Raw genomic sequence first — 19,917 nt, 5'->3', positions numbered from 1 at the left:
ACATTGCAAATATTAAATCCCTTAATTTGCACAAAACTTCAACCTTTGGAAAAGAATCAATACAGCATATTTGAAAGCGAATTACGTGTCCGTCCGGATGATATAGACATGTTTAACCATGTACATAATAGCAAATACCTCGATTATGTACTGGCTGCCCGTTATGAGCAGATGGAAAAGTTTTACAACATGCCCTGGGAGCATTTTACCCAGCAAGGTTTGGGCTGGGTGGTCAGCCATGTGGATATCAATTTCAAGCGCCCCTTATTAATGAATGATTTAATGTTGATCCGGACAGGGATTTTAATGATGCACGATAAAGGCTGCTCGGTTCAATTCGAAATCATCAACAAAAAAACCGGAAAGGTAGCTTCGGATGGGATTTTTGATTATGTACTTATCGATTTAAATACAGGCAGAGGAACCAAAGTTAGCGAAGAAATGATTGTAGCATATAGCATATAACTTTATTAAGCCGTCCTTTCGAGCTAAGCCGGAAAATCTTTATTGTGGACTGCGCTTCAGTCGAAAGGATGAAATTCGCGAGTTCTGTGTTTCTGGTGCAAAAATCTGAAAATAAGTACTCAAAATTTGACAATAAAAATTTTTACTTATCTTTGCCAAATCAAAACGACCAGAACCATGATAGTATCTGCAATCCGTTTGAGGTTCTAAGCAACCAAGGATTCCCTCCCATTTTAGTTTAGATATGTACGCTTAATGGCGTATCATTGGTTTATACACTATTCATTATTATAATTATATGTCACAGTCTACAAAGACACCGGGCAAACTATCGGCTTTTTTCGATATTCTCGTTCAGTCTTTAAAAGGTCATGAGGTTGACTTAACTTCAATCAGCATTAAACGCGCCATTATTTTACTGGCCATTCCAATGATGTTGGAAATGGCTATGGAATCGGTTTTTGCTTTGGTGGATCTTTATTTTGTTGGCCACCTGGAAAACAGCAGTCATGCTATCCAAACAGTGGGATTAACAGAATCGGTTTTAACCATTATCTATTCATTAGCCATTGGTTTAAGTATGGCTGCAACTGCCGTAGTTGCACGGAGAATCGGCGAGAAGAATCCGGAAGCAGCATCAAAAGCTGGTATTCAGACCATTTTGATAGCCGTTTTTGTCAACATTATCATCAGTATCCTTGGTTTAATTTACGCCAAAGATATCCTGTTGCTTATGGGAGCTTCAACAGAAACAGCCGGGCAAGGTGTTGCATTCGTTCGTATTATGATGGGCGGAAGCATCATTATCGTTCTGCTATTCTTAATTAACGGGATTTTCCGTGGAGCAGGTAATGCGGCAATTGCTATGCGCAGTTTATGGATCGCCAACATTGCTAACATTGTCCTCTGCCCTGTTTTGATCAATGGTTTAGGCCCTATACCGGCATTGGGTTTAACAGGTGCAGCCATTACCACTACCATTGGTCGTGGTTTAGGCGTTACCTATCAGGTATATCATCTGTTTAATGGTAAAAATGCTTTAAAAATCCACCTTAGCCACTTTATTCCTGATTTGGAACAGGTTAAAGCCATTATAAAAATTGCTGCTCCAGCTATTTTTCAATTCGTTATTGCCAGCTGCAGCTGGGTATTTCTGGCCGAACTGGTTGCTACCACAGGTGGAGATACCGGCTCGGCAGGTTATCAAACTGCACTGCGCCTGATGATGTTTTTTATGCTACCAGCATGGGGTTTAAGTAATGCGGCTGCTACTTTGGTTGGGCAGAATTTAGGTGCGGGCCACCTAGACCGCGCAGAAAAATCGGTATTCCAGACCTTAAAATACATCGTGATTTTTATGGGCGTGGTAACTGTATTGTTCTTAACCTGTGGACATTTGTTCGCAGCATTTTTTACTGCAGATGAAAATGTGATTGCCGTTGCAGGTGAGGCTTTAAAAATTCTAAGTATCGGCTTTGTGATTTATGGAGCCGCAATGGTATTTAATAGCGCATTTAACGGTGCCGGAGATACCTGGACGCCTACCAAAATTAATGTATTCGCCTTTTGGCTCTTCCAGATTCCATTGGCATATTTTTTAGCAAAGTATTTAGAAATGGGTCCGACAGGCGTTTTCATTGCCATCCCTGCAGCCGAAGCAGGTATTGCGGTAGCGGCATTTATTTTGTTTAAAAAAGGAAAGTGGAAGAAAACGGTTGTGTAGACAGTGAAAGAATATTCGGAGATCAGATATTGTTTTCACAGGGAAACCGACCTAAAAACCACTGTCTGCAGGTTAATAAACCTGACTACAGCGACATCCTTTTTGGCAAGGTAATTTTGATAACTTTGATCTCATTTCACCAAAAAGATATAGCGAAAGGCAGGACTGACTGATGCGAAAAGCAGCTGCCTTTGTTTTTCGGATCGAACAAAAACATCTCCGCTTTAAACCGTATAAAAATTCAGGAATATCACTTTCAGTAACAACTTACAATTTCCATTAAAAAACATATCTTTGCGCAAAGATGAAGCATATACGTAATTTTTGCATTATTGCACATATTGACCATGGTAAAAGTACCCTGGCTGATAGGTTATTAGAATATACAGCGACGATTTCGCAGCGTGAAGCGCAGGCGCAATTGCTCGATAATATGGATTTGGAGCGCGAGCGGGGCATTACCATTAAAAGTCATGCCATACAAATGAACTATAAAGTTGGTGGTGAAGAATATGTTTTTAACTTAATTGACACTCCTGGACACGTAGATTTTTCGTACGAGGTTTCGCGATCAATAGCGGCCTGCGAGGGTGCTTTACTCATTGTAGATGCTTCGCAAGGTATTCAGGCACAAACCATTTCGAATTTATACCTGGCTTTAGAGCACGACCTGGAGATTATCCCGATCCTGAATAAAATGGACCTGCCAGGCGCCATGCCAGAGGAAGTTAAAGACCAGATTATTGATTTAATCGGCTGTGACCGTGACGATATTATTCCCGCTTCAGGTAAAACAGGAATGGGAATACCCGATATTTTACAGGCGATTGTTGATCGTGTTCCGGCTCCGGTTGGCGACACCGAAGCGCCATTACAGGCATTGATTTTCGACTCAGTTTTTAATTCATTCAGGGGCATTATTGCTTATTTCAAAGTGGTAAATGGCGAAATTAAAAAGGGAGACAAAGTAAAATTCATCAATACCGGCAAGGAATACCTGGCTGACGAAGTTGGTATTTTAAAACTGGATATGGCTCCGCGCAACGTGGTTAAAACCGGTGATGTAGGCTATATTATTTCAGGAATTAAGGAAGCACGCGAGGTAAAGGTTGGTGATACCATCACAACCGTTGGCAGGCCGGCAGACAGTGCAATTCAAGGTTTTGAAGAGGTTAAGCCAATGGTATTTGCCGGTATTTACCCGGTTGATACAGAGGATTTCGAAGAATTACGCGAAGCCATGCACAAGTTGCAGTTAAATGATGCCTCTATCGTTTTTGAACCTGAAAGTTCTGCTGCTTTAGGCTTCGGTTTCCGTTGCGGTTTCCTGGGCATGTTGCACATGGAAATTATTCAGGAGCGTTTGGAACGCGAATTCGACATGACCGTAATCACGACGGTACCCAACGTATCGTATGTTGCACACACCACCAAAGGTGTCGAAATTACGGTAAACAATCCGTCTGATTTACCAGATCCAAGTAAACTGGATTCGGTTGAAGAGCCTTTTATCAAAGCCAATATTATTACCAAAGCAGAATTTGTTGGTCCGGTAATGTCACTTTGTATTCAAAAAAGGGGGATTATTGTCAATCAATCCTATCTGACTTCTGATCGGGTTGAACTGGTTTTTGAAATGCCAATGGGCGAAATTGTATTTGATTTTTATGATAAATTAAAAACCATTTCTAAAGGTTATGCCTCTTTCGATTACCATCAGGTTGGTTACCGTAAATCGGATTTGGTTCGTTTAGATATGCTTATTAATGAAGAACCTGTTGATGCCTTATCTTCATTGATTCACCGCAGTAATGCCTACGATTTCGGGAAGAAAATTTGCGAGAAGTTAAAAGAACTGATTCCGCGTCAGCAATTTGAAATAAAAATTCAGGCTTCGATCGGAGCTAAAGTTATTGCCCGCGAAACATTGAGTGCCCTACGTAAAGATGTAACGGCAAAATGTTATGGTGGTGATATTTCCCGTAAACGTAAGTTGTTGGAGAAACAGAAAAAAGGTAAAAAACGCATGCGCCAGGTGGGTAACGTAGAGATTCCACAATCTGCATTTATGGCGGTTTTGAAATTAGATTAATATAGATTTGAGATGTTAGATTTGAGATTTGAGACAAAACCGTTAATCTCAAATCTAACATCTCGTATCTCACATCTCATAAATATGAAATTATTAGACGGTAAATACGTATCAGAAAAAGTTAAAGTTCAGATTGCTGAAGAGGCAGCTGAGTTTTTGAATAAAACCGGTCGCAAACCACACCTTGTAGCCATTTTGGTTGGTAATGATGGTGGCAGTGAAACTTATGTGGCCAGTAAGATGAAAAACTGCGAAAAAGTTGGTTTTAAGTCTTCACTACACCGTTATGATAACTCGGTTACCGAAGCCGAATTACTGGAGAAAATAGAGGAAATTAATCAGGACGCTGATGTAGATGGTTTAATTGTACAATTGCCGTTACCTAAACACATTGATCCCGAAAAAGTGACCGAAAAGATTGATTATCGCAAGGACGTAGATGGTTTCCATCCGGTAAACCTGGGAAGGATGATGCGTAACCTGCCTTGCTTTATTCCCGCAACTCCTTACGGCATCTTGTTAATGTTGCAGGAATACAATATCGATACTACAGGAAAACATTGCGTGGTAGTAGGCCGAAGTAATATTGTGGGCAGTCCGATGAGTATTTTAATGGCTCGTAATGCCAATCCGGGCAACTGTACGGTAACACTCACCCACTCACGTACAAAAGATTTAAAAGAGCAGGTTTTGCAGGGAGATATTGTAATAGCGGCAATTGGTAAAAAGAACTTTGTTACCGCTGATATGGTTAAACCTGGTGCCATTATCATTGATGTAGGCATTAACCGTGAAAATTCTACCGAAACCAAATCGGGTTTTAAATTGTATGGAGATGTAGATTTTGAAAATGTTGCACCAATATCATCGTACATTACTCCGGTACCGGGTGGTGTGGGTTTAATGACGATAGTTGGTTTATTGAAGAATACACTGGCTTCTGCAAGGAAAGAAATATACGTTTAAAGGTAGAGGGTGGTACGGTGGAAGGTTAAAGGTAGACCTCCCAACTGAAAAATATAGAAAGCAATTCGTTTTTGGATTGCTTTTTTTATTTAAAGACATAAAGGGTAGAAGGCGGGAAGGCGGAAGGTTAAAGGTAAACCCCACGACTAAAAAATATAGAAAGCAATTCTTTTTTGGATTGCTTTTTTATTTAAAGACATAAAAGGTAGAAAGGCGGAAGGTTAAAGGTAAACCCCACAACTGAAAAATATAGAAAGCAATTCCGTTTTGGATTGCTTTTTTTATTTAAAGACATAAAGGGTAGAAGGCGGGAAGGCGGAAGGTTAAAGGTAAACCCCACGACTAAAAAATATAGAAAGCAATTCTTTTTTGGATTGCTTTTTTTATTTAAAGACATTAAAGGTAGAAAGGCGGAAGGTTAAAGGTAAACCCCACAACTGAAAAATATAGAAAGTAATTCCTTTTTGGATTGCTTTTTTTTATTTAAAGACATAAAAGGTAGAAGGCAGGAAGGCGGAAGGTTAAGTAAACACCACGACTGAAAATATAGGAAAGCGTAGGGCGCTTTAAGATTAGATCAGCAAATTGATGTTGTTCTTCAATGCGTTAGCTAGTTTTTTTTACGTATAAAATCTTAAATTTATACGTAAATATGTAAATTTGTTTTTATAACGATAAGATAATGGATGCAAAACTCACCTTAAGCTTTAATCAGGATGTTGTTGCCAAAGCGAAAAAGTATGCAGCAGACAATAACATTAGTTTATCGCGTTTAGTAGAACACCTGTTAACTCAGGTTACCGCTAAAAAATATAAATCTTTAGAAGATTTCCCGGTTGCTGATTGGGTAAGCATGGTGGCTGAAGGTGAGGTAACATATAAAAAACCTTCAAAAAAAACGGCTAAGCAATCCAAAGATGAATTTTTTAATGCTCAGAAATAATTGATGAGGGTATTTTTGGATGCAAATGTGTTGGTTTCTGTACTAAATAAGGAATATCCTGTTTTCACTTACTCTTCGAGGATTTTAAGCCTGGCAACACATCCAAAATTTGAAATTTATACTTCCCCGATGTGTCTGTCGATTGCTTTTTATTTTGCTGAGAAAAAACATAAAACACAGTTGGCCAAACAAAAAATCGATTTGCTTTGCCAATATCTGAAGATCGCCGGCAATTCATCAAAAGGTGTATTGGATACATTATCGAATAAGAAAATACATGACTTTGAAGATGGTCTGGAATACTATGCTGCACAATCTGTTGATTGTAAATGCATCATTACAGATGATGTGGAGGATTTTTATTTCTCTGACATTGAGGTATTAAGCTGTCAGGCGTTTTTTAAAAGATATTTGCTTAATTAACATTAATCATCAAGTTCGTTACCAGAATTGTCATCCTGAATGTAATGAAGGATCTTTATAGATGATAGATTTCTCTCCCGAACGTTCGGGACTGCGCTTCAGTCGAAAGGACGAGTTTTCTTTCCCCATAAAAGTAAGAAGGCACAAAATTTATTTTTACATCTGCTAAGAAGACCTAATTTCCCTGTATACCAATGACAAATGAACTAATGAACCTGACTATCCCCACAATTTACTCCACCAACTTTCTTCAAAGCCAATATACAGGCCATCTTCACGTAATGCTGTTGGATAGATATTGATATAATCGCCCTGCCCCTCTGCTCCCCTTCCTGTTTTCAAACTGTATTCGTAACGATGAATCGGGCAAACCAGGTTTCCGTTTTTACACCAGCCACCACTAAAATGGCCACCCGCATGCGGACAATGTGATTGCGTAGCGATAATTTTATCCTCATGATGAAGTACACAAATCTGTTTGCCATTAACAGAAATGGTTTTAATGTCATCAGGATTTGGAATTTGATTGTTGTTCAAGGCTTTAAACCACTTCATACAGCTAAATAAGGGAAACAAATATCAGTATTATTTCATCTTTCTGCTAAATTTAGAAATAGAAACTGCTTCCCCATATTTTTTTTGGATATTTGCATCCTCAAAAATGAAACAGGCAATACCAGAAGACGGCACATTACTTCCTTTGATGGAAGAATTTTACACCATACAGGGGGAAGGATTTAACACAGGTAAAGCAGCCTATTTTATCCGCTTGGGCGGTTGCGATGTGGGTTGCCACTGGTGCGATGTTAAAGAAAGCTGGGATGCCGAAATGCATCCGCTTACTGCTTCGGATGTTATTGTGGAAAATGCGAGTCAATTTCCTGGTAAGGCAGTTGTAATTACCGGTGGTGAACCTTTAATTTATAACCTTGATTACCTGACCAATAAACTTAAAGAAAGAGGAATACTCACGTTTATTGAAACATCAGGTGCCTATCCCCTTTCAGGCAACTGGGATTGGATCTGCCTATCGCCTAAAAAGTTTAAAGCACCAAGGCCAGATATCACGCCTTTCGCTAACGAGTTAAAAGTAATTGTTTTTAATAAAAGTGATTTTAAGTGGGCTGAGGAATATGCGGCAATGGTATCTCCAAATTGCAAACTATATCTTCAACCTGAATGGTCCAAATCAAAAGAAATTACACCGTTGATTATTGAGTATGTAATGGCTAACCCTAAATGGGAGATCTCTTTACAAACACACAAATTTTTAAATATTCCTTAAATTAGTTTACATTAGCTTTGATACCAATGTTAATGTAATGAAATTTTGTTTAATCCTCTCCTTTAGCATACTAAGCTTTTATTGTTTTGGACAAAGTTCTCCAAATAAAAAAGCGCAGGTCTATTTTGAAAAAGCAGGTCCGTTTATTGATAAATTTGATTACTCCTCTGCTGAGCAACTATTAAATAATGCGGTAGAATCAGACCCGCTATTTCAGAATGCCTATATATTACTTGCTGGTGTTTATAAAGCTCAAAAAAAATACCAGGAAGCCAGAATGGCTTACGAAAAGGCGATATTAATTAATAAAACGGTTGCTCCCGACGTAATTTATGGACTCGCAGAAACTGTATTTGCTACGCAGGATTATATAAAAGCAAAACAACATTTTACTGAGTTTTTGGTACTGGATTCTTCATCTGAAAAAGCGAGAAGAGCAAAGAAATACCTCCTGGATTGCGATTTTGCCGATTTGGCAATAAAGAAGCCTGTAAAGTATAACCCCATAAATTTAGGTGAAGGCGTGAATACGCCTGATGCTGAATACTTTCCTGCGATAACTGCTGATGGTGAAACATTGGTTTTTACCCGCCAGGTAAATGGTAATGAAGACTTTTGGACCGCGCAGTTTAAAAATAATGCTTGGGGCCTTGCTACACCATTATCCAACAAGATAAATACAGAAAAATATAATGAAGGTGCACAAACCATTTCTCCTGATGGAAAGTATTTGTTTTTTACCGGATGTAACCGACCTGATGGCTTAGGCAGATGTGATATTTATGTTTCTCACCGTGAAGGAAAAGATTGGGGTGAACCCTATAATGTTGGTCAGCCGGTTAATTCGGAATTCTGGGAATCGCAGCCGGCTATAAGTCCTGATGGACGTACATTGTATTTTATCAGCAACAGACCTGGCGGGTTCGGGGGGTATGATATCTGGAAAAGCACCATTACCGATGATGCAAAATGGGGACCAGCCATTAATCTGGGACCTGAGATCAACACCCCTTTTGATGAAAATACTCCTTTTCTGCATGTAGATGGTAAAACACTATATTTTTCATCAAATGGTTGGCCAGGGTTTGGGAATAAAGATATTTATTTTAGCAGACTGGGTAATGATGGCCAATGGCAAAGGCCAATCAATATTGGCTATCCGATCAATTCTTTTGAAGATGAAAGCGGCTTAATAGTAAGTGCTGATGGAAATTTGGGGTTGTTCTCTTCAAATTTAAAAGTTGGTTACGGCATGCAGGACATTTATAGCTTCGGCATTCCAGAAACGGCCAGACCTTTAAAAGTTTCTTACGTAAAAGGAATTGTAAGAGACCGTGATACCAAAAAAACAATCGAAAGCAATGTGCAGGTAATAGATCTGAAAACCAATAAAACTGTTTTTGATGATTACACCGATCCCGAAACCGGTCAATTTTTAGCAGTAATGCCCATAGGGAGTAACTATCTGTTTAATGTAAATGCCGAAGGTTACCTATTTTACTCAGAAAACTTCGAACTTAAAAGTGGCGATATTAATAAACCTTACCAAATTGAAGTCTACATTGAAAAAATAAAACAAGGCGGAAACGTAACCTTAAAAAATATCTTCTTCGACACCAATAAATTTAATCTTTTACCTGCTTCTATCCGCGAACTCGACCTGCTGATCGCCTTTTTGCATCAAAATGAACACGTACAGATTGAGATTCAAGGCCATACAGATAACGTCGGTGATGATCAGTTGAATGAAAAATTATCTTTTAATCGGGCTAATGCTGTTTACGAATACCTGGTTAAAAACAGTATAGATTCAAAACGGCTTACTTTTAAGGGTTTTGGAGCCAGTAAACCCATTGCAGATAATAAAACTGAAGCAGGGAGAAAGATTAACAGAAGAACATCATTTGTAATTACGAAAATATAGCGTACTGTGAAAGGCTGTTATATTAAATGCAGGTGACCGGTAAGTAAACCGGTGTGAAAATATTCAAAGTGCAGCAGTTGTGAGGCACTTTAAAAATGGGCTTAAATTTCAAAAAAACAAAAAGAAGTAATAGAATTTAATCATTAAATATGTCTCAAAACTACGAAAACCATAAAAGATTTTATCCGCCGTTCCATTTCTTCGCGGTACCGCTAACAGTTATAGGACTGTGTTTTTCCATATATTCCTGTATTGCCATCCCTACCATCATTACGGGCTTGTTGGTGCTTGCATTTTTCCTCATTGCAATTATAGCGGTAATGGCCAGGATGTTTGCACTTAAAGCCCAGGACAGAGCAGCAAGGGCTGAAGAGAATCTACGTTATTATATTCTGGCCGGCAGTGCACTTCCAAATAAACTAAGCATCAGCCAGATCCTCGCTTTACGTTTTGCAGGAGATGAAGAATTTTTAACTTTGGTTGATCAAGCTGTGAACAATAAATTGTCTCCAAATGAGATCAAAAAAAGCATAAAAAACTGGCGGGGTGATTATCACCGGATATAATTACCCGCCTGGGATCAGGAACTACCGAAACTTCGCTTCTGATATCTTCAATATCTGATAAAAACTGCTTTTGGATTAGCTTACTGAAATCTTATTTCAATAGGTGATTTTACTCCTCTACATCAACATTTTTTACCATTAAATGCACAGCAAACAGCTTCTTACAAAATAATTTTCAAAATGTTCCGCCAATTGATACTTTTATAATATGGATAATGTAAAACCCCTACCCGATTTATCAGCAGAAGAACAGCGAGTTTTAGGCGCCTTAATAGAAAAAAGCCGCACCACACCTGATTATTACCCAATGACATTGAATAGTTTAACTGCAGCGTGCAACCAAAAAAGTTCAAGAAATCCGGTAGTAAATTACGATGAGGAAACCGTAACCTTAACATTAAACCAACTTAAAATTAAAGGTTTAATCGCTACAGCTACAGGCGGATCAAGCCGGGCAACTAAATACAAACATAATTTAGCAATAGTTTATCCGCTACTGCCTTCAGAGTTAGCAATAATCTGCCTTTTGCTACTACGCGGCCCTTTAACGCCTGGAGAAATTAACAGTAATTCAGGAAGGTTATATGAATTTGAAAGTATAGAAGAGGTTTTAGAACAACTCCAAAAACTATCGAATGATGAACCTGCCTTTGTAAAACAATTGACAAAGAAAGCAGGTCAGAAAGAGGCACGTTTTACCCATCTTTTAGGCGAACAGGCTGAAATCACCGTCGAAACAGAAACATTTACAGCACCACAAATCGATACCACTGCATTGGAAAATCGCATTGAAAAGCTGGAGTTGGAAGTGGAAGAACTTAAAGAACTGGTAAATTTGTTGATGGACAAGTAGATTAGCTTGTTCATTTGCATTAGTTTAATGGTTTTCTACCATTAGCTTTAACTAAAGTGCTTGCAGATCTTAGCGTAATCGAAGAACCTAAAAATTAATTTTCCGTACTCCTATATTTCTTTGGCAAAAATTAGGTCTTAGCGAGACGCTAAGACCAGTATCAGATTTTTTTTGAGACAATTAAGCTTCATACTTTTTAAAAATAGTACTCGCCGTGTGACCACCGAAACCAAAAGTATTGTTTAATACATAATTGATTTCCTTTTTAATCGGCTCACCCAAAACAATATTTAATCCCTTTGGAATATTTTCGTCCAGATTTTTGGTATTAATGGTAGGTGGAATGATATTATCTCTGATCGCAAGGATACTGATTACACTTTCAATTGCACCTGCCGCCCCCAGTAAATGCCCGGTCATCGATTTGGTAGCCCCAATAATTACGGGCAAACCATTAAAAACAGTATGAATACCCTGCAACTCACTTAAATCACCTAATCCGGTTGATGTAGCGTGTGCATTAATATAATCAATTTTATCCGCAGTTATTCCGGCATCTTTCAATGCTTTCGTCATACCTAAGGCCGCACCAATCCCATCGGGAGGTGTTCCGGTAAGGTGATAGGCATCCGCAGCCATTCCACCACCAACAATTTCGGCATAGATATTTGCGCCACGTGCTAAAGCATGTTCCAACTCTTCCAAAACCAAAGCACCTGCGCCTTCGCTCATCACAAAACCATCCCTATCTTTATCAAAAGGTTTAGATGCACCCTGAGGATCATCGTTGTTTTTTGATAAAGCCTGAGCGGCGTTAAATCCGCCGACAGATGACTTTGTTAGCGCTGCTTCTGAACCGCCTGCTATCATGATGTTAGCTTTGCCTAAACGGATGGTATCAAAAGCATTTACGATTGCGGTATTGGACGACGCACAGGCCGAAACCGTACAGTAATTTGGCCCACGCAACTTATGACGGATAGAAATGGCACCGGCAGCAATATCAACAATCATTTTTGGAATAAAATATGGGTTAAATCTCGGCGTTCCGTCGCCGGCATGAAACTCTTCCAACTGTGCTTCGAAAGTACCAATACCACCATTTCCAGTTGCCCAGATAACGCCGACTTCTGCCAATTCCACATCATTCATTGTTGTGAAATTCAATTCTGCATCTTTTATCGCCTGATCGCTCGAAGCAATAGCATACTGCGTAAAAAGGTCGTATTTTTTTATTTCCTTTTTCTCCAGGTATTCTTCCGGATTAAAATCTTTTACTTCACCTGCAAACTGCGTTTTAAATTTACCGGAATCAAATTTGGTAATGGGTCCAATTCCACTTTTTCCGGCCAATATCTTTTGCCAAAATTCCTCAACAGTATTGCCAAGCGGGGTTATGGCACCTAAACCAGTTACTACTACTCTTTTCATTTTTAATATTTTTTAGTCAATTCCCTTGGATAAAATCAACTGTTAATTATCCAAGAGATATTTAATATAGCAGGAAGAGCTAAACACAACCTATCGTTTTATTAAAGTTGATGTAAACCCAGGATTTACACTTAATGCCGCGAAAGTAACAATTCCAACATGGAAATCTGTCATCTAAATGGAAACAACAAGTTCTTTTGTTTTCCAACTATATCATTTTAGTGCTCAACAGCATCTATCCGGGCTTTTCGATTGGCGTTCATTACGTTTAAAGCATCAACCGGCGACTGTCTGAACAATTCGTAAATCTTGGCGGTATCACCTACCCTGATTTCAAACTCATCATTGGCTAAAGCCGCCAGGAGCTCATCGGCCACAACTGATGGCTTAATCCCATTATGGCCACCGATTTCTTTAGAAAATTCAGTATCAACCAATGGAGGCATTAATTCAAAAACCTTAACAGCAGTTTCTTCCAGACTCAATCTTAACGATGTGCTGTATGAGTGTAATGCTGCCTTACTAGCTGCGTAAGTAGGCAATGTAATACCTGGAACATAAGCTACTATAGATGAAACGTTTACGATAGCTGATATTTCCTGTTGTTTTAACACAGGCAATAACTTTTGATTAATCCTGACGATAGACAGGTAATTGGTCAGCATTTCATCCGCTGCATTTGCAAATGCATCCTGTTTTGAATCGGCTAAATTATAGAGCAGTGCCCTTCCTGCGTTGTTGATCACTATGTTTAATTGAGGAAATTCCGATTTAATTTTCTCTACCAAAAGATCTACATCATCAGCCTTACTCACGTCAGACACCACAGCGGTTACATTAGGTAATGATGCAGCTGCTGCATTTAGCCTTTCCTGGTTCCTACCTGTAATAATTACGTGGTTATCCAAAGCGGTTAACTGTTTTGCGATTTCTAAACCTATACCAGCTGTTCCGCCGATCAATAAAACGGTATTTTTTGAAGTTTTCATTTTTTATATTATTTAAATTTTTAAGATTAACAATTGCTATTTAAACCTGACAAATACCGATCGGTATATTTTAATTCAAAATTTTTTAGCCGAGGCTATTGACGTATTTTTTTAATGAATCCATGATTAAATTCCAATATGCAGGTTTCGCAGTCAATCTGGAGATCATAATTCCCCCTTCTATCATGGCAATAATGGTAAGTGCAATCTGCTCCGGATTGTGGTCTGTGTTAATTTCTTTGGAAGCAATACCTGCTTCAACCAGCTCCATAATCCTGTTCTTCCAACCAGACACCGCTTTCAGCGCCCGTGCCTTCAATTCAGGGTGGGTATCATCCGCATCAATGGCCGTATTTAAAATCGGACACCCTCCTTCTGCTACCACACCGCTAAGAAGATGTTGGTAAATATTAATATAAACCAATAATTTACCTTTTACCTCTTTTTGTCTGTTTATTTCCTTTTCTACTCTGGATACAATATTGTGTAGGTTATAATCGAAAGCAGCTAATGCTACTTCATCTTTATTGGAAAAGTTGCCATAAATACTGCCTTTGGTTAAACCTGTAGCGGCAGTAATATCATTTAAAGAAGTACCTGCATAACCCTTCATATTGAAAATGGGTGCTGTCTTCTCTACGATAAAATTTCTTGTCTTCTCTGCCTTGGTCATACTCTTTAAATTGCTGATGCAAATATATACCAATCGGTATATTAATTACAACTACTTTTATCATAGTAATCTCCTTTTACTTTATCAGAAGCTTTCCTTCAGTTCATTAATTTGCTTTAAGTTTGAATTTTGTAACTTTGACTTATGAACAAGCCAGAAACCATTGAAGATTTTTACCAAAACAAATTCAAGTTCCTACCTGATAACCTCCAGAATGGCGTAGGCCATTTTAACGTTTTCAAACTGGAAGATTGTTTAAGGAATGATCACAAACCAATGAGTTACAACCGCAGGGATTATTACAAAATCTGCCTGACGCGTGGCCATAACGTTTACCACTATGCGGACAGGAGTATTGAGATTAATGGTACGGCTTTAATCTTTTTTAATCCGCTCGTACCTTATACCTGGGAACTGGGCAGTGGCAAGCAGAATGAGGTAACGGGTTATTTTTGCATTTTTACGGAAGCCTTTTTTACCGAAAAGATTCGTGGAAACATTGGCGATCTACCTATGTTTACTCATGGAGGAAAACCAGCATATATTTTAAATGAACAGCAAGACAGGTATATCGAAGCTATTTTTGCTAAAATGTTTGAAGAAATCAATTCAGATTATGTTTACAAATATGATCTGCTTCGCAATTACATTACAGAAATTACTCATTTCGCTTTGAAAACCGAGCCTTCCGAAAATTTATTCAAGCATATAGATGCGAATTCCAGGATTACTGCTGTTTTTACGGAGTTATTAGAGCGACAGTTTCCCATTGAAACCACTACCCAAAGGTTTACCATGCGCTCCGCAAAAGACTATGCATCACAACTTTCGGTACATGTAAACCATTTAAACCGTGCGATAAAGGAAACTACGGGTAAAACCACCACCCACTACATTACAGAGCGTTTATTGAGAGAAGCTAAGGCTTTATTAAAACATACAGACTGGAATATTTCAGAAATTGGTTATTGCCTGGGATTTGAAGAACCTACCCATTTCAACAATTTTTTTAAAAAATTAACCAACCATACCCCAACTTCTTATAGGATTGTTTGAATTTCGTAATAATCAGTTTGATTAACGTAACAGCTTAAATTCATTTGCACCGTAATTTTGTCTTAACAAAAGGGATAAAACTATGGGCATGAAAAAAGTTTGGTTTATTACCGGAGCCTCAAAGGGCCTGGGATTAAGTTTAGTTCATCAACTATTGAAAGCTGGCCAATCCGTTGCGGCCACTTCAAGAAATATAAATGAACTTAAAAAAGCAGTAAATAACAATACGGAAAAATTTTTTCCGCTGGCCGTTAACCTGGCTGACGAAAAAAGTGTAGAGGAGGCGATAAAAGCAACGATTGTAAAATTTGAAAGAGTTGATGTGGTGATCAATAATGCTGGTTATGGCATTGGGGGCAGCATAGAGGAACTGACTGATGCGGAAACACGAAACAGTTTTGACGTAAATGTTTTCGGAACAATAAATGTTATCAGAGCCGTTTCACCTTATTTAAGAGCTCAACGGGCTGGCCACATCATCAATATCGCATCAATTGCGGGCATTGCCGGCGCAACCGGCTGGGCGGTATATTCAGCAGCAAAAGCGGCAGTGATTGCGTTGTCTGAGGTATCTGCAGACGACCTTAAAGAATTCGGAGTAAAGGTGACCGTGGTTGCTCCTGGTGCATTCAGAACAAGTTTTTTAACCCCCGATTCATTGATTTTGGCAACCAATCCAATTGCCGAATATGAAGAAGTGCGGGCAATACACCAAAAATACCTTAAAATGGACGGTCAGCAGATCGGCGACCCTGAAAAGGCCGCAGCAGCCATGATCTCATTGGCCAGTATGCCCAATCCACCGGTTCATTTACTCCTGGGAAAAGATGCTTTTCAAAGAGCCAACAGCAAAATTGACGCATTAATAAAAGAGTTTAACGACTGGAAAGCCATTACAATTTCTACAGATTTCGGCAATTAATCAAATGTTAATGGTGAATTAGCAATTCAAAAAGAGGCTGTATGATAACACAATTTCTCTAGAATTTGTCACGTTGAGCCTGTCGAAACGGCTTAAAAATCTTACGGATGGTCCTTCGACAGGCTCAGGATGACAATGTAATCATAATACAACCCAATTAATTTATTTCATTCTAAAAACAATATCATGGAAAATCAAAAAGTTTGGTTTGTAACAGGCGCGTCCAAAGGTCTGGGATTAACCTTAGTCAAAACATTATTAAACAACGGCCTTAATGTTGCCGCCACTTCAAGAAATTTAAGCGATTTAACAAAAGCCGTAGGTGAACACGAGAACTTTTTACCTTTGGCAGTTAACCTGACCGACGAAAGCAGTGTGGAAACTGCAGTTAGCCAAACCATCAGCAAATTTGGCCGTGTAGATATTGTGGTAAACAATGCAGGCTACGGTATGCTTGGTGCATTGGAAGAACTAAGCGATAAGGAATCGCGCCAAAACTTCGATGTGAATGTTTTCGGTTCTTTAAATGTGATCAGAAAGGTACTGCCACAGTTGCGGAAACAACAATCAGGACATATTTTTAATATTTCTTCCATAGGAGGTTTTTCTGGTAACTTCCCGGGCTTTGGGATTTATTGTGCCACCAAATTTGCAGTAGTCGGATTTACTGAATCGCTGGCTGCAGAAGTAAAATCAATGGGGATAAAAGCAACTGTTGTAGAACCTGGTTATTTCAGGACTGAATTTCTTACCACAGGCTCTTTAGCAGTGCCAGGTTCTCCTATCGATGCCTATAAAGAGGTACGTGATTCGCAGGCGGCACACCAAAACGACATCAACAACCAACAGCCAGGGGATCCGGCCAAGGCAGTTGAGGTAATTATTGAAACTTCGAAAAGCGAAAATCCACCACTTCATTTGTTCTTAGGCCCCGACGCCTATCAGATAGCCGATGCAAAAATTGCGGATGTACAAAGGGATATGGCCAACTGGAAATATTTAGCCACAGCTACCAACTTTGATCAGAAATGATTGAGAGTAGCACCTAATTGAAACAAACCTCACCGAGGATCGTCAATCCTGAGCCTGTCGAAGCATCCCTTTGGGAAGTTTCAAGAGCGTTTCGACAGGCTCATCTTGACACTGGAGATGAAAGACAGCCTATGCTGCACAGGCCGTCTTTATACCGGATGATAAAAAATTATTTTTTAGGTTTTGAACTCATGTAAAAAGTAAGCTTTCCACCGTTGGTGATATCAGCATGTTTAATCTTATGATCGGTTATCTCTTTGCCGTTCAATAAAACTTTTTCTACGTATACATTTTTCTCACTTTGTTTAATGGCCTCAACCGTAAAGGTTTTACCATTCTCCAGATTGATTACCGCCTGGTTTACCAATGGACTACCTAAGGAATATACATCGGAACCTGGTGCTACCGGGTAAAAGCCTAGCGAAGAAAACATGTACCAGGCGCTCATCTGCCCGCAATCATCATTTCCACCCAAACCATCAGCAGTAGGTTTGTATTGCATATTCAGGATGTGACGAACCTGTGCCTGTGTTTTCCATGGCTGATCGGCCCAGTTATAAAGGTATACAATATGGTGTGCCGGTTCGTTTCCGTGCACATAGCCACCAATAATACCCTCGCGGGTAATATCTTCTGTGTGTGCGAAAAACTCATCAGGCAGATGCATGGTAAACAAAGTATCTAAACGGGTAGCAAATTTCTTTTTACCACCCATCATTTCAATCAATGTAGCAGGATCCTGTGGCACAAAAAAGCTATAGTTCCAGCTATTGCCTTCAATAAAACCTTGTCCTTCGGTATCTTTCGGATCAAATTCTTTCTTAAAGGTTCCATCGGCCAGTTTCGGACGCATAAAACCCGTTGCACTATCATAATTATTTTTCCAGTTGTTAGATCGTTTGATAAACTCATTATAGACATCCATTCTATTTAATTTCTTAGCCAATTGTGCAATCGACCAGTCATCGTAAGAATATTCCAGATTATTGGAAACCGAAATGCCTGATTTTTCTGCAGGGATATAACCTTTATCCATATAATAGCCAATCCCTTCATAATCGCGGTGTTTCGCTGTGGCCACACAGGCATCTAAAGCTTTGTTTGCATCTCCGCTGTAAGTACCTTTAATAATGGCATCAGCAATTACCGAAACACTGTGGTAACCACTCATACACCAGTTATCATTGGCGTAATGTGACCAGATCGGCAACATATGCAAACTGCTCTGATCGTAATGTGCCAACATCGATTTTACCATATCGTTACTTCGCGCAGGCTGGGTGATATTGAAAAATGGATGTAAAGCACGGTATGTATCCCAAAGAGAAAAGGTCGTATAATTGGTAAACCCTTCCGCTTTGTGCACGCCCTGATCTAAACCTTTATATTCTCCATTTATATCAGTATAAGTGGTCGGGTTGATATAAGCATGATATAAAGCAGTATAGAAGTTAGTTTTATTGTCGCTGGATGTATTTACCTGGATTTTGTTTAACTCCTTATTCCAGGCGGCTTGTGCCTGTGCTTTTACTTTTTCAAAATCCCAGCCCGAAATTTCCGCCCGCATATTTTGCAGGGCATTTTCCTGGCTAACCGGCGATAAAGCGAATTTAATTTTAATCTTCTCTCCTTCACGGGTATCGAAATCGAAAAACATTTTTAACTTTTTGCCTGCAATTTCAGGGAAATTTTGTTCCTGGTTGAACTTGCCCCAGAACCCCCTGTAAGCCTGTTTAGCATCATAGCTTTTACGTCCATAGCTTTTAAAAGGTTTGGAAAAGCTCATTGCAAAATATACGGTTCGTGTTCTGGCCCATCCATTGGTTTGACGGTAACCGGTAACCAGGGTATCGTTTACCACACGAACATAGGTCCACACCGTTTTTTCATCATAATTATAAATACCAGCCATCAGATCCAAAATAATATGTGATTGATCTGATTTTGGAAAAGTATACTGGTGCATCCCTACCCTGGTGGTTGAAGTGAGTTCTGCCATAATGTTATCATCATCGAGTTTTACTTTGTAGTAACCCGCTTCAGCAACCTCATTATTGTGTGAATAGGCAGAACGGTAACCTCCTTTAGGATTTGAAGCCACACCCGGGTTTAACTGCAGCTTCCCTTGTGTAGGCATAATGAGAAAATCGCCCAGATCAGAGTGACCGGTACCGCTAAAATGGGTATGACTAAATCCCGTGATGGTTTTATCTTCGTACTTGTAGCCTGCACAATATTTGTATACATCGCCATTGTATTTTCCGTTTACTTCATAGGATAGGGTATCTGTTTCAGGACTTAACTGCACCGCTCCAAAGGGAACAGTTGCCCCGGGATACGTATGCCCCATTTTTGATGTGCCTATAATGGGTTTAACATACTGCACCAGGTTTTGCTGTGCGGATGCCATCATTGATGAAAGCAAGAAACAAGGCAGGATAACGCTTTTAGTCATATCTTTTTAAGATTAGCTTGTTGATTAAAATTCTAAGGTATAAATTTATCTCCAAATATGCATAAAGCAGACACTAAAACGTTTAAGTAAATAAAAAAATACAATCTAAGCCCGGGAAA

Annotated in this window: 18 protein-coding genes; 13 read left to right on the top strand and 5 right to left on the bottom strand. The window is 39.1% G+C overall.

Annotated features, from left to right (window positions below):
• The first annotated feature begins 45 nt into the window (after nucleotides 1–45).
• The 6 genes from ACFE6N_RS05560 (at nucleotide 46) to ACFE6N_RS05535 (ending at nucleotide 6,612) form a co-directional block, all read left to right on the top strand.
• Nucleotides 46–465: an acyl-CoA thioesterase gene (locus tag ACFE6N_RS05560; protein ID WP_378934616.1), complete on the top strand. Its 420-nt coding sequence runs from the start codon at nucleotides 46–48 to the stop codon at nucleotides 463–465.
• A gap of 298 nt (nucleotides 466–763) precedes the next feature.
• Nucleotides 764–2,188, top strand: coding sequence for an MATE family efflux transporter (locus tag ACFE6N_RS05555; RefSeq protein WP_378934614.1), 1,425 nt, complete (start codon nucleotides 764–766; stop codon nucleotides 2,186–2,188).
• Nucleotides 2,189–2,492: 304 nt separating this feature from the next.
• Nucleotides 2,493–4,280: a translation elongation factor 4 gene (lepA, locus tag ACFE6N_RS05550; RefSeq protein WP_090979653.1), complete on the top strand. Its 1,788-nt coding sequence runs from the start codon at nucleotides 2,493–2,495 to the stop codon at nucleotides 4,278–4,280.
• Between the two features lie 84 nt (nucleotides 4,281–4,364).
• On the top strand, nucleotides 4,365–5,246 hold the full coding sequence (locus ACFE6N_RS05545; RefSeq protein ID WP_378934612.1) for a bifunctional 5,10-methylenetetrahydrofolate dehydrogenase/5,10-methenyltetrahydrofolate cyclohydrolase: 882 nt from the start codon (nucleotides 4,365–4,367) through the stop codon (nucleotides 5,244–5,246).
• Nucleotides 5,247–5,928: 682 nt separating this feature from the next.
• Nucleotides 5,929–6,189 carry a DUF6364 family protein gene (locus tag ACFE6N_RS05540; protein WP_378934610.1) on the top strand — a complete coding sequence of 87 codons (261 nt, stop codon included), beginning with the start codon at nucleotides 5,929–5,931 and terminating at the stop codon, nucleotides 6,187–6,189.
• Between the two features lie 3 nt (nucleotides 6,190–6,192).
• A complete protein-coding gene (locus ACFE6N_RS05535) occupies nucleotides 6,193–6,612 on the top strand; it encodes a PIN domain-containing protein (RefSeq protein WP_378934608.1) in 420 nt (139 codons plus the stop codon).
• Nucleotides 6,613–6,831: 219 nt separating this feature from the next.
• Here ACFE6N_RS05535 and ACFE6N_RS05530 read toward each other — a convergent pair whose 3' ends face one another.
• On the bottom strand, nucleotides 6,832–7,167 hold the full coding sequence (locus ACFE6N_RS05530) for a Rieske (2Fe-2S) protein (protein WP_378934606.1): 336 nt from the start codon (nucleotides 7,165–7,167) through the stop codon (nucleotides 6,832–6,834).
• Nucleotides 7,168–7,273: 106 nt separating this feature from the next.
• On the opposite strand from ACFE6N_RS05530, the gene ACFE6N_RS05525 reads away from it, so the two are divergent.
• The 4 genes from ACFE6N_RS05525 to ACFE6N_RS05510 all read left to right on the top strand — a co-directional run bounded on the left by ACFE6N_RS05525 (nucleotide 7,274) and on the right by ACFE6N_RS05510 (nucleotide 11,240).
• The gene (locus tag ACFE6N_RS05525; protein ID WP_090979664.1) at nucleotides 7,274–7,897 is read left to right on the top strand and encodes a 7-carboxy-7-deazaguanine synthase QueE; all 624 of its coding nucleotides are present in this window, start codon (nucleotides 7,274–7,276) and stop codon (nucleotides 7,895–7,897) included.
• 37 nt (nucleotides 7,898–7,934) lie between these two features.
• A complete protein-coding gene (locus tag ACFE6N_RS05520) occupies nucleotides 7,935–9,821 on the top strand; it encodes an OmpA family protein (protein WP_378934604.1) in 1,887 nt (628 codons plus the stop codon).
• Between the two features lie 149 nt (nucleotides 9,822–9,970).
• On the top strand, nucleotides 9,971–10,387 hold the full coding sequence (locus ACFE6N_RS05515) for a DUF6526 family protein (RefSeq protein ID WP_378934602.1): 417 nt from the start codon (nucleotides 9,971–9,973) through the stop codon (nucleotides 10,385–10,387).
• 208 nt (nucleotides 10,388–10,595) lie between these two features.
• On the top strand, nucleotides 10,596–11,240 hold the full coding sequence (locus ACFE6N_RS05510; protein WP_378934600.1) for a YceH family protein: 645 nt from the start codon (nucleotides 10,596–10,598) through the stop codon (nucleotides 11,238–11,240).
• Nucleotides 11,241–11,420: 180 nt separating this feature from the next.
• Here ACFE6N_RS05510 and fabF read toward each other — a convergent pair whose 3' ends face one another.
• The 3 genes from fabF to ACFE6N_RS05495 form a co-directional block, all read right to left on the bottom strand.
• Nucleotides 11,421–12,671 carry a beta-ketoacyl-ACP synthase II gene (fabF, locus tag ACFE6N_RS05505; protein WP_378934598.1) on the bottom strand — a complete coding sequence of 417 codons (1,251 nt, stop codon included), beginning with the start codon at nucleotides 12,669–12,671 and terminating at the stop codon, nucleotides 11,421–11,423.
• 218 nt (nucleotides 12,672–12,889) lie between these two features.
• Nucleotides 12,890–13,660 carry an SDR family oxidoreductase gene (locus ACFE6N_RS05500; protein WP_378934596.1) on the bottom strand — a complete coding sequence of 257 codons (771 nt, stop codon included), beginning with the start codon at nucleotides 13,658–13,660 and terminating at the stop codon, nucleotides 12,890–12,892.
• 85 nt (nucleotides 13,661–13,745) lie between these two features.
• Nucleotides 13,746–14,333 carry a TetR/AcrR family transcriptional regulator gene (locus ACFE6N_RS05495; RefSeq protein WP_378934594.1) on the bottom strand — a complete coding sequence of 196 codons (588 nt, stop codon included), beginning with the start codon at nucleotides 14,331–14,333 and terminating at the stop codon, nucleotides 13,746–13,748.
• A 144-nt stretch (nucleotides 14,334–14,477) separates the two neighbouring features.
• On the opposite strand from ACFE6N_RS05495, the gene ACFE6N_RS05490 reads away from it, so the two are divergent.
• The 3 genes from ACFE6N_RS05490 (at nucleotide 14,478) to ACFE6N_RS05480 (ending at nucleotide 17,343) form a co-directional block, all read left to right on the top strand.
• A complete protein-coding gene (locus tag ACFE6N_RS05490) occupies nucleotides 14,478–15,389 on the top strand; it encodes a helix-turn-helix domain-containing protein (RefSeq protein ID WP_378934592.1) in 912 nt (303 codons plus the stop codon).
• An 88-nt stretch (nucleotides 15,390–15,477) separates the two neighbouring features.
• On the top strand, nucleotides 15,478–16,311 hold the full coding sequence (locus ACFE6N_RS05485) for an SDR family NAD(P)-dependent oxidoreductase (RefSeq protein WP_378934590.1): 834 nt from the start codon (nucleotides 15,478–15,480) through the stop codon (nucleotides 16,309–16,311).
• 186 nt (nucleotides 16,312–16,497) lie between these two features.
• Nucleotides 16,498–17,343: an SDR family oxidoreductase gene (locus ACFE6N_RS05480; protein ID WP_378934588.1), complete on the top strand. Its 846-nt coding sequence runs from the start codon at nucleotides 16,498–16,500 to the stop codon at nucleotides 17,341–17,343.
• A 169-nt stretch (nucleotides 17,344–17,512) separates the two neighbouring features.
• On the opposite strand, the gene ACFE6N_RS05475 is transcribed toward ACFE6N_RS05480, so the two are convergent.
• Nucleotides 17,513–19,798, bottom strand: coding sequence for a GH92 family glycosyl hydrolase (locus tag ACFE6N_RS05475; RefSeq protein WP_378934586.1), 2,286 nt, complete (start codon nucleotides 19,796–19,798; stop codon nucleotides 17,513–17,515).
• Nucleotides 19,799–19,917 lie beyond the last annotated feature (119 nt).

The organism is Pedobacter sp. BG31 (assembly GCF_042464845.1).
Lineage (GTDB): Bacteria > Bacteroidota > Bacteroidia > Sphingobacteriales > Sphingobacteriaceae > Pedobacter > Pedobacter suwonensis.
Note: the sequence above shows the minus strand (reverse complement) of the source record. Positions and strands in the feature narration are given on the sequence as shown.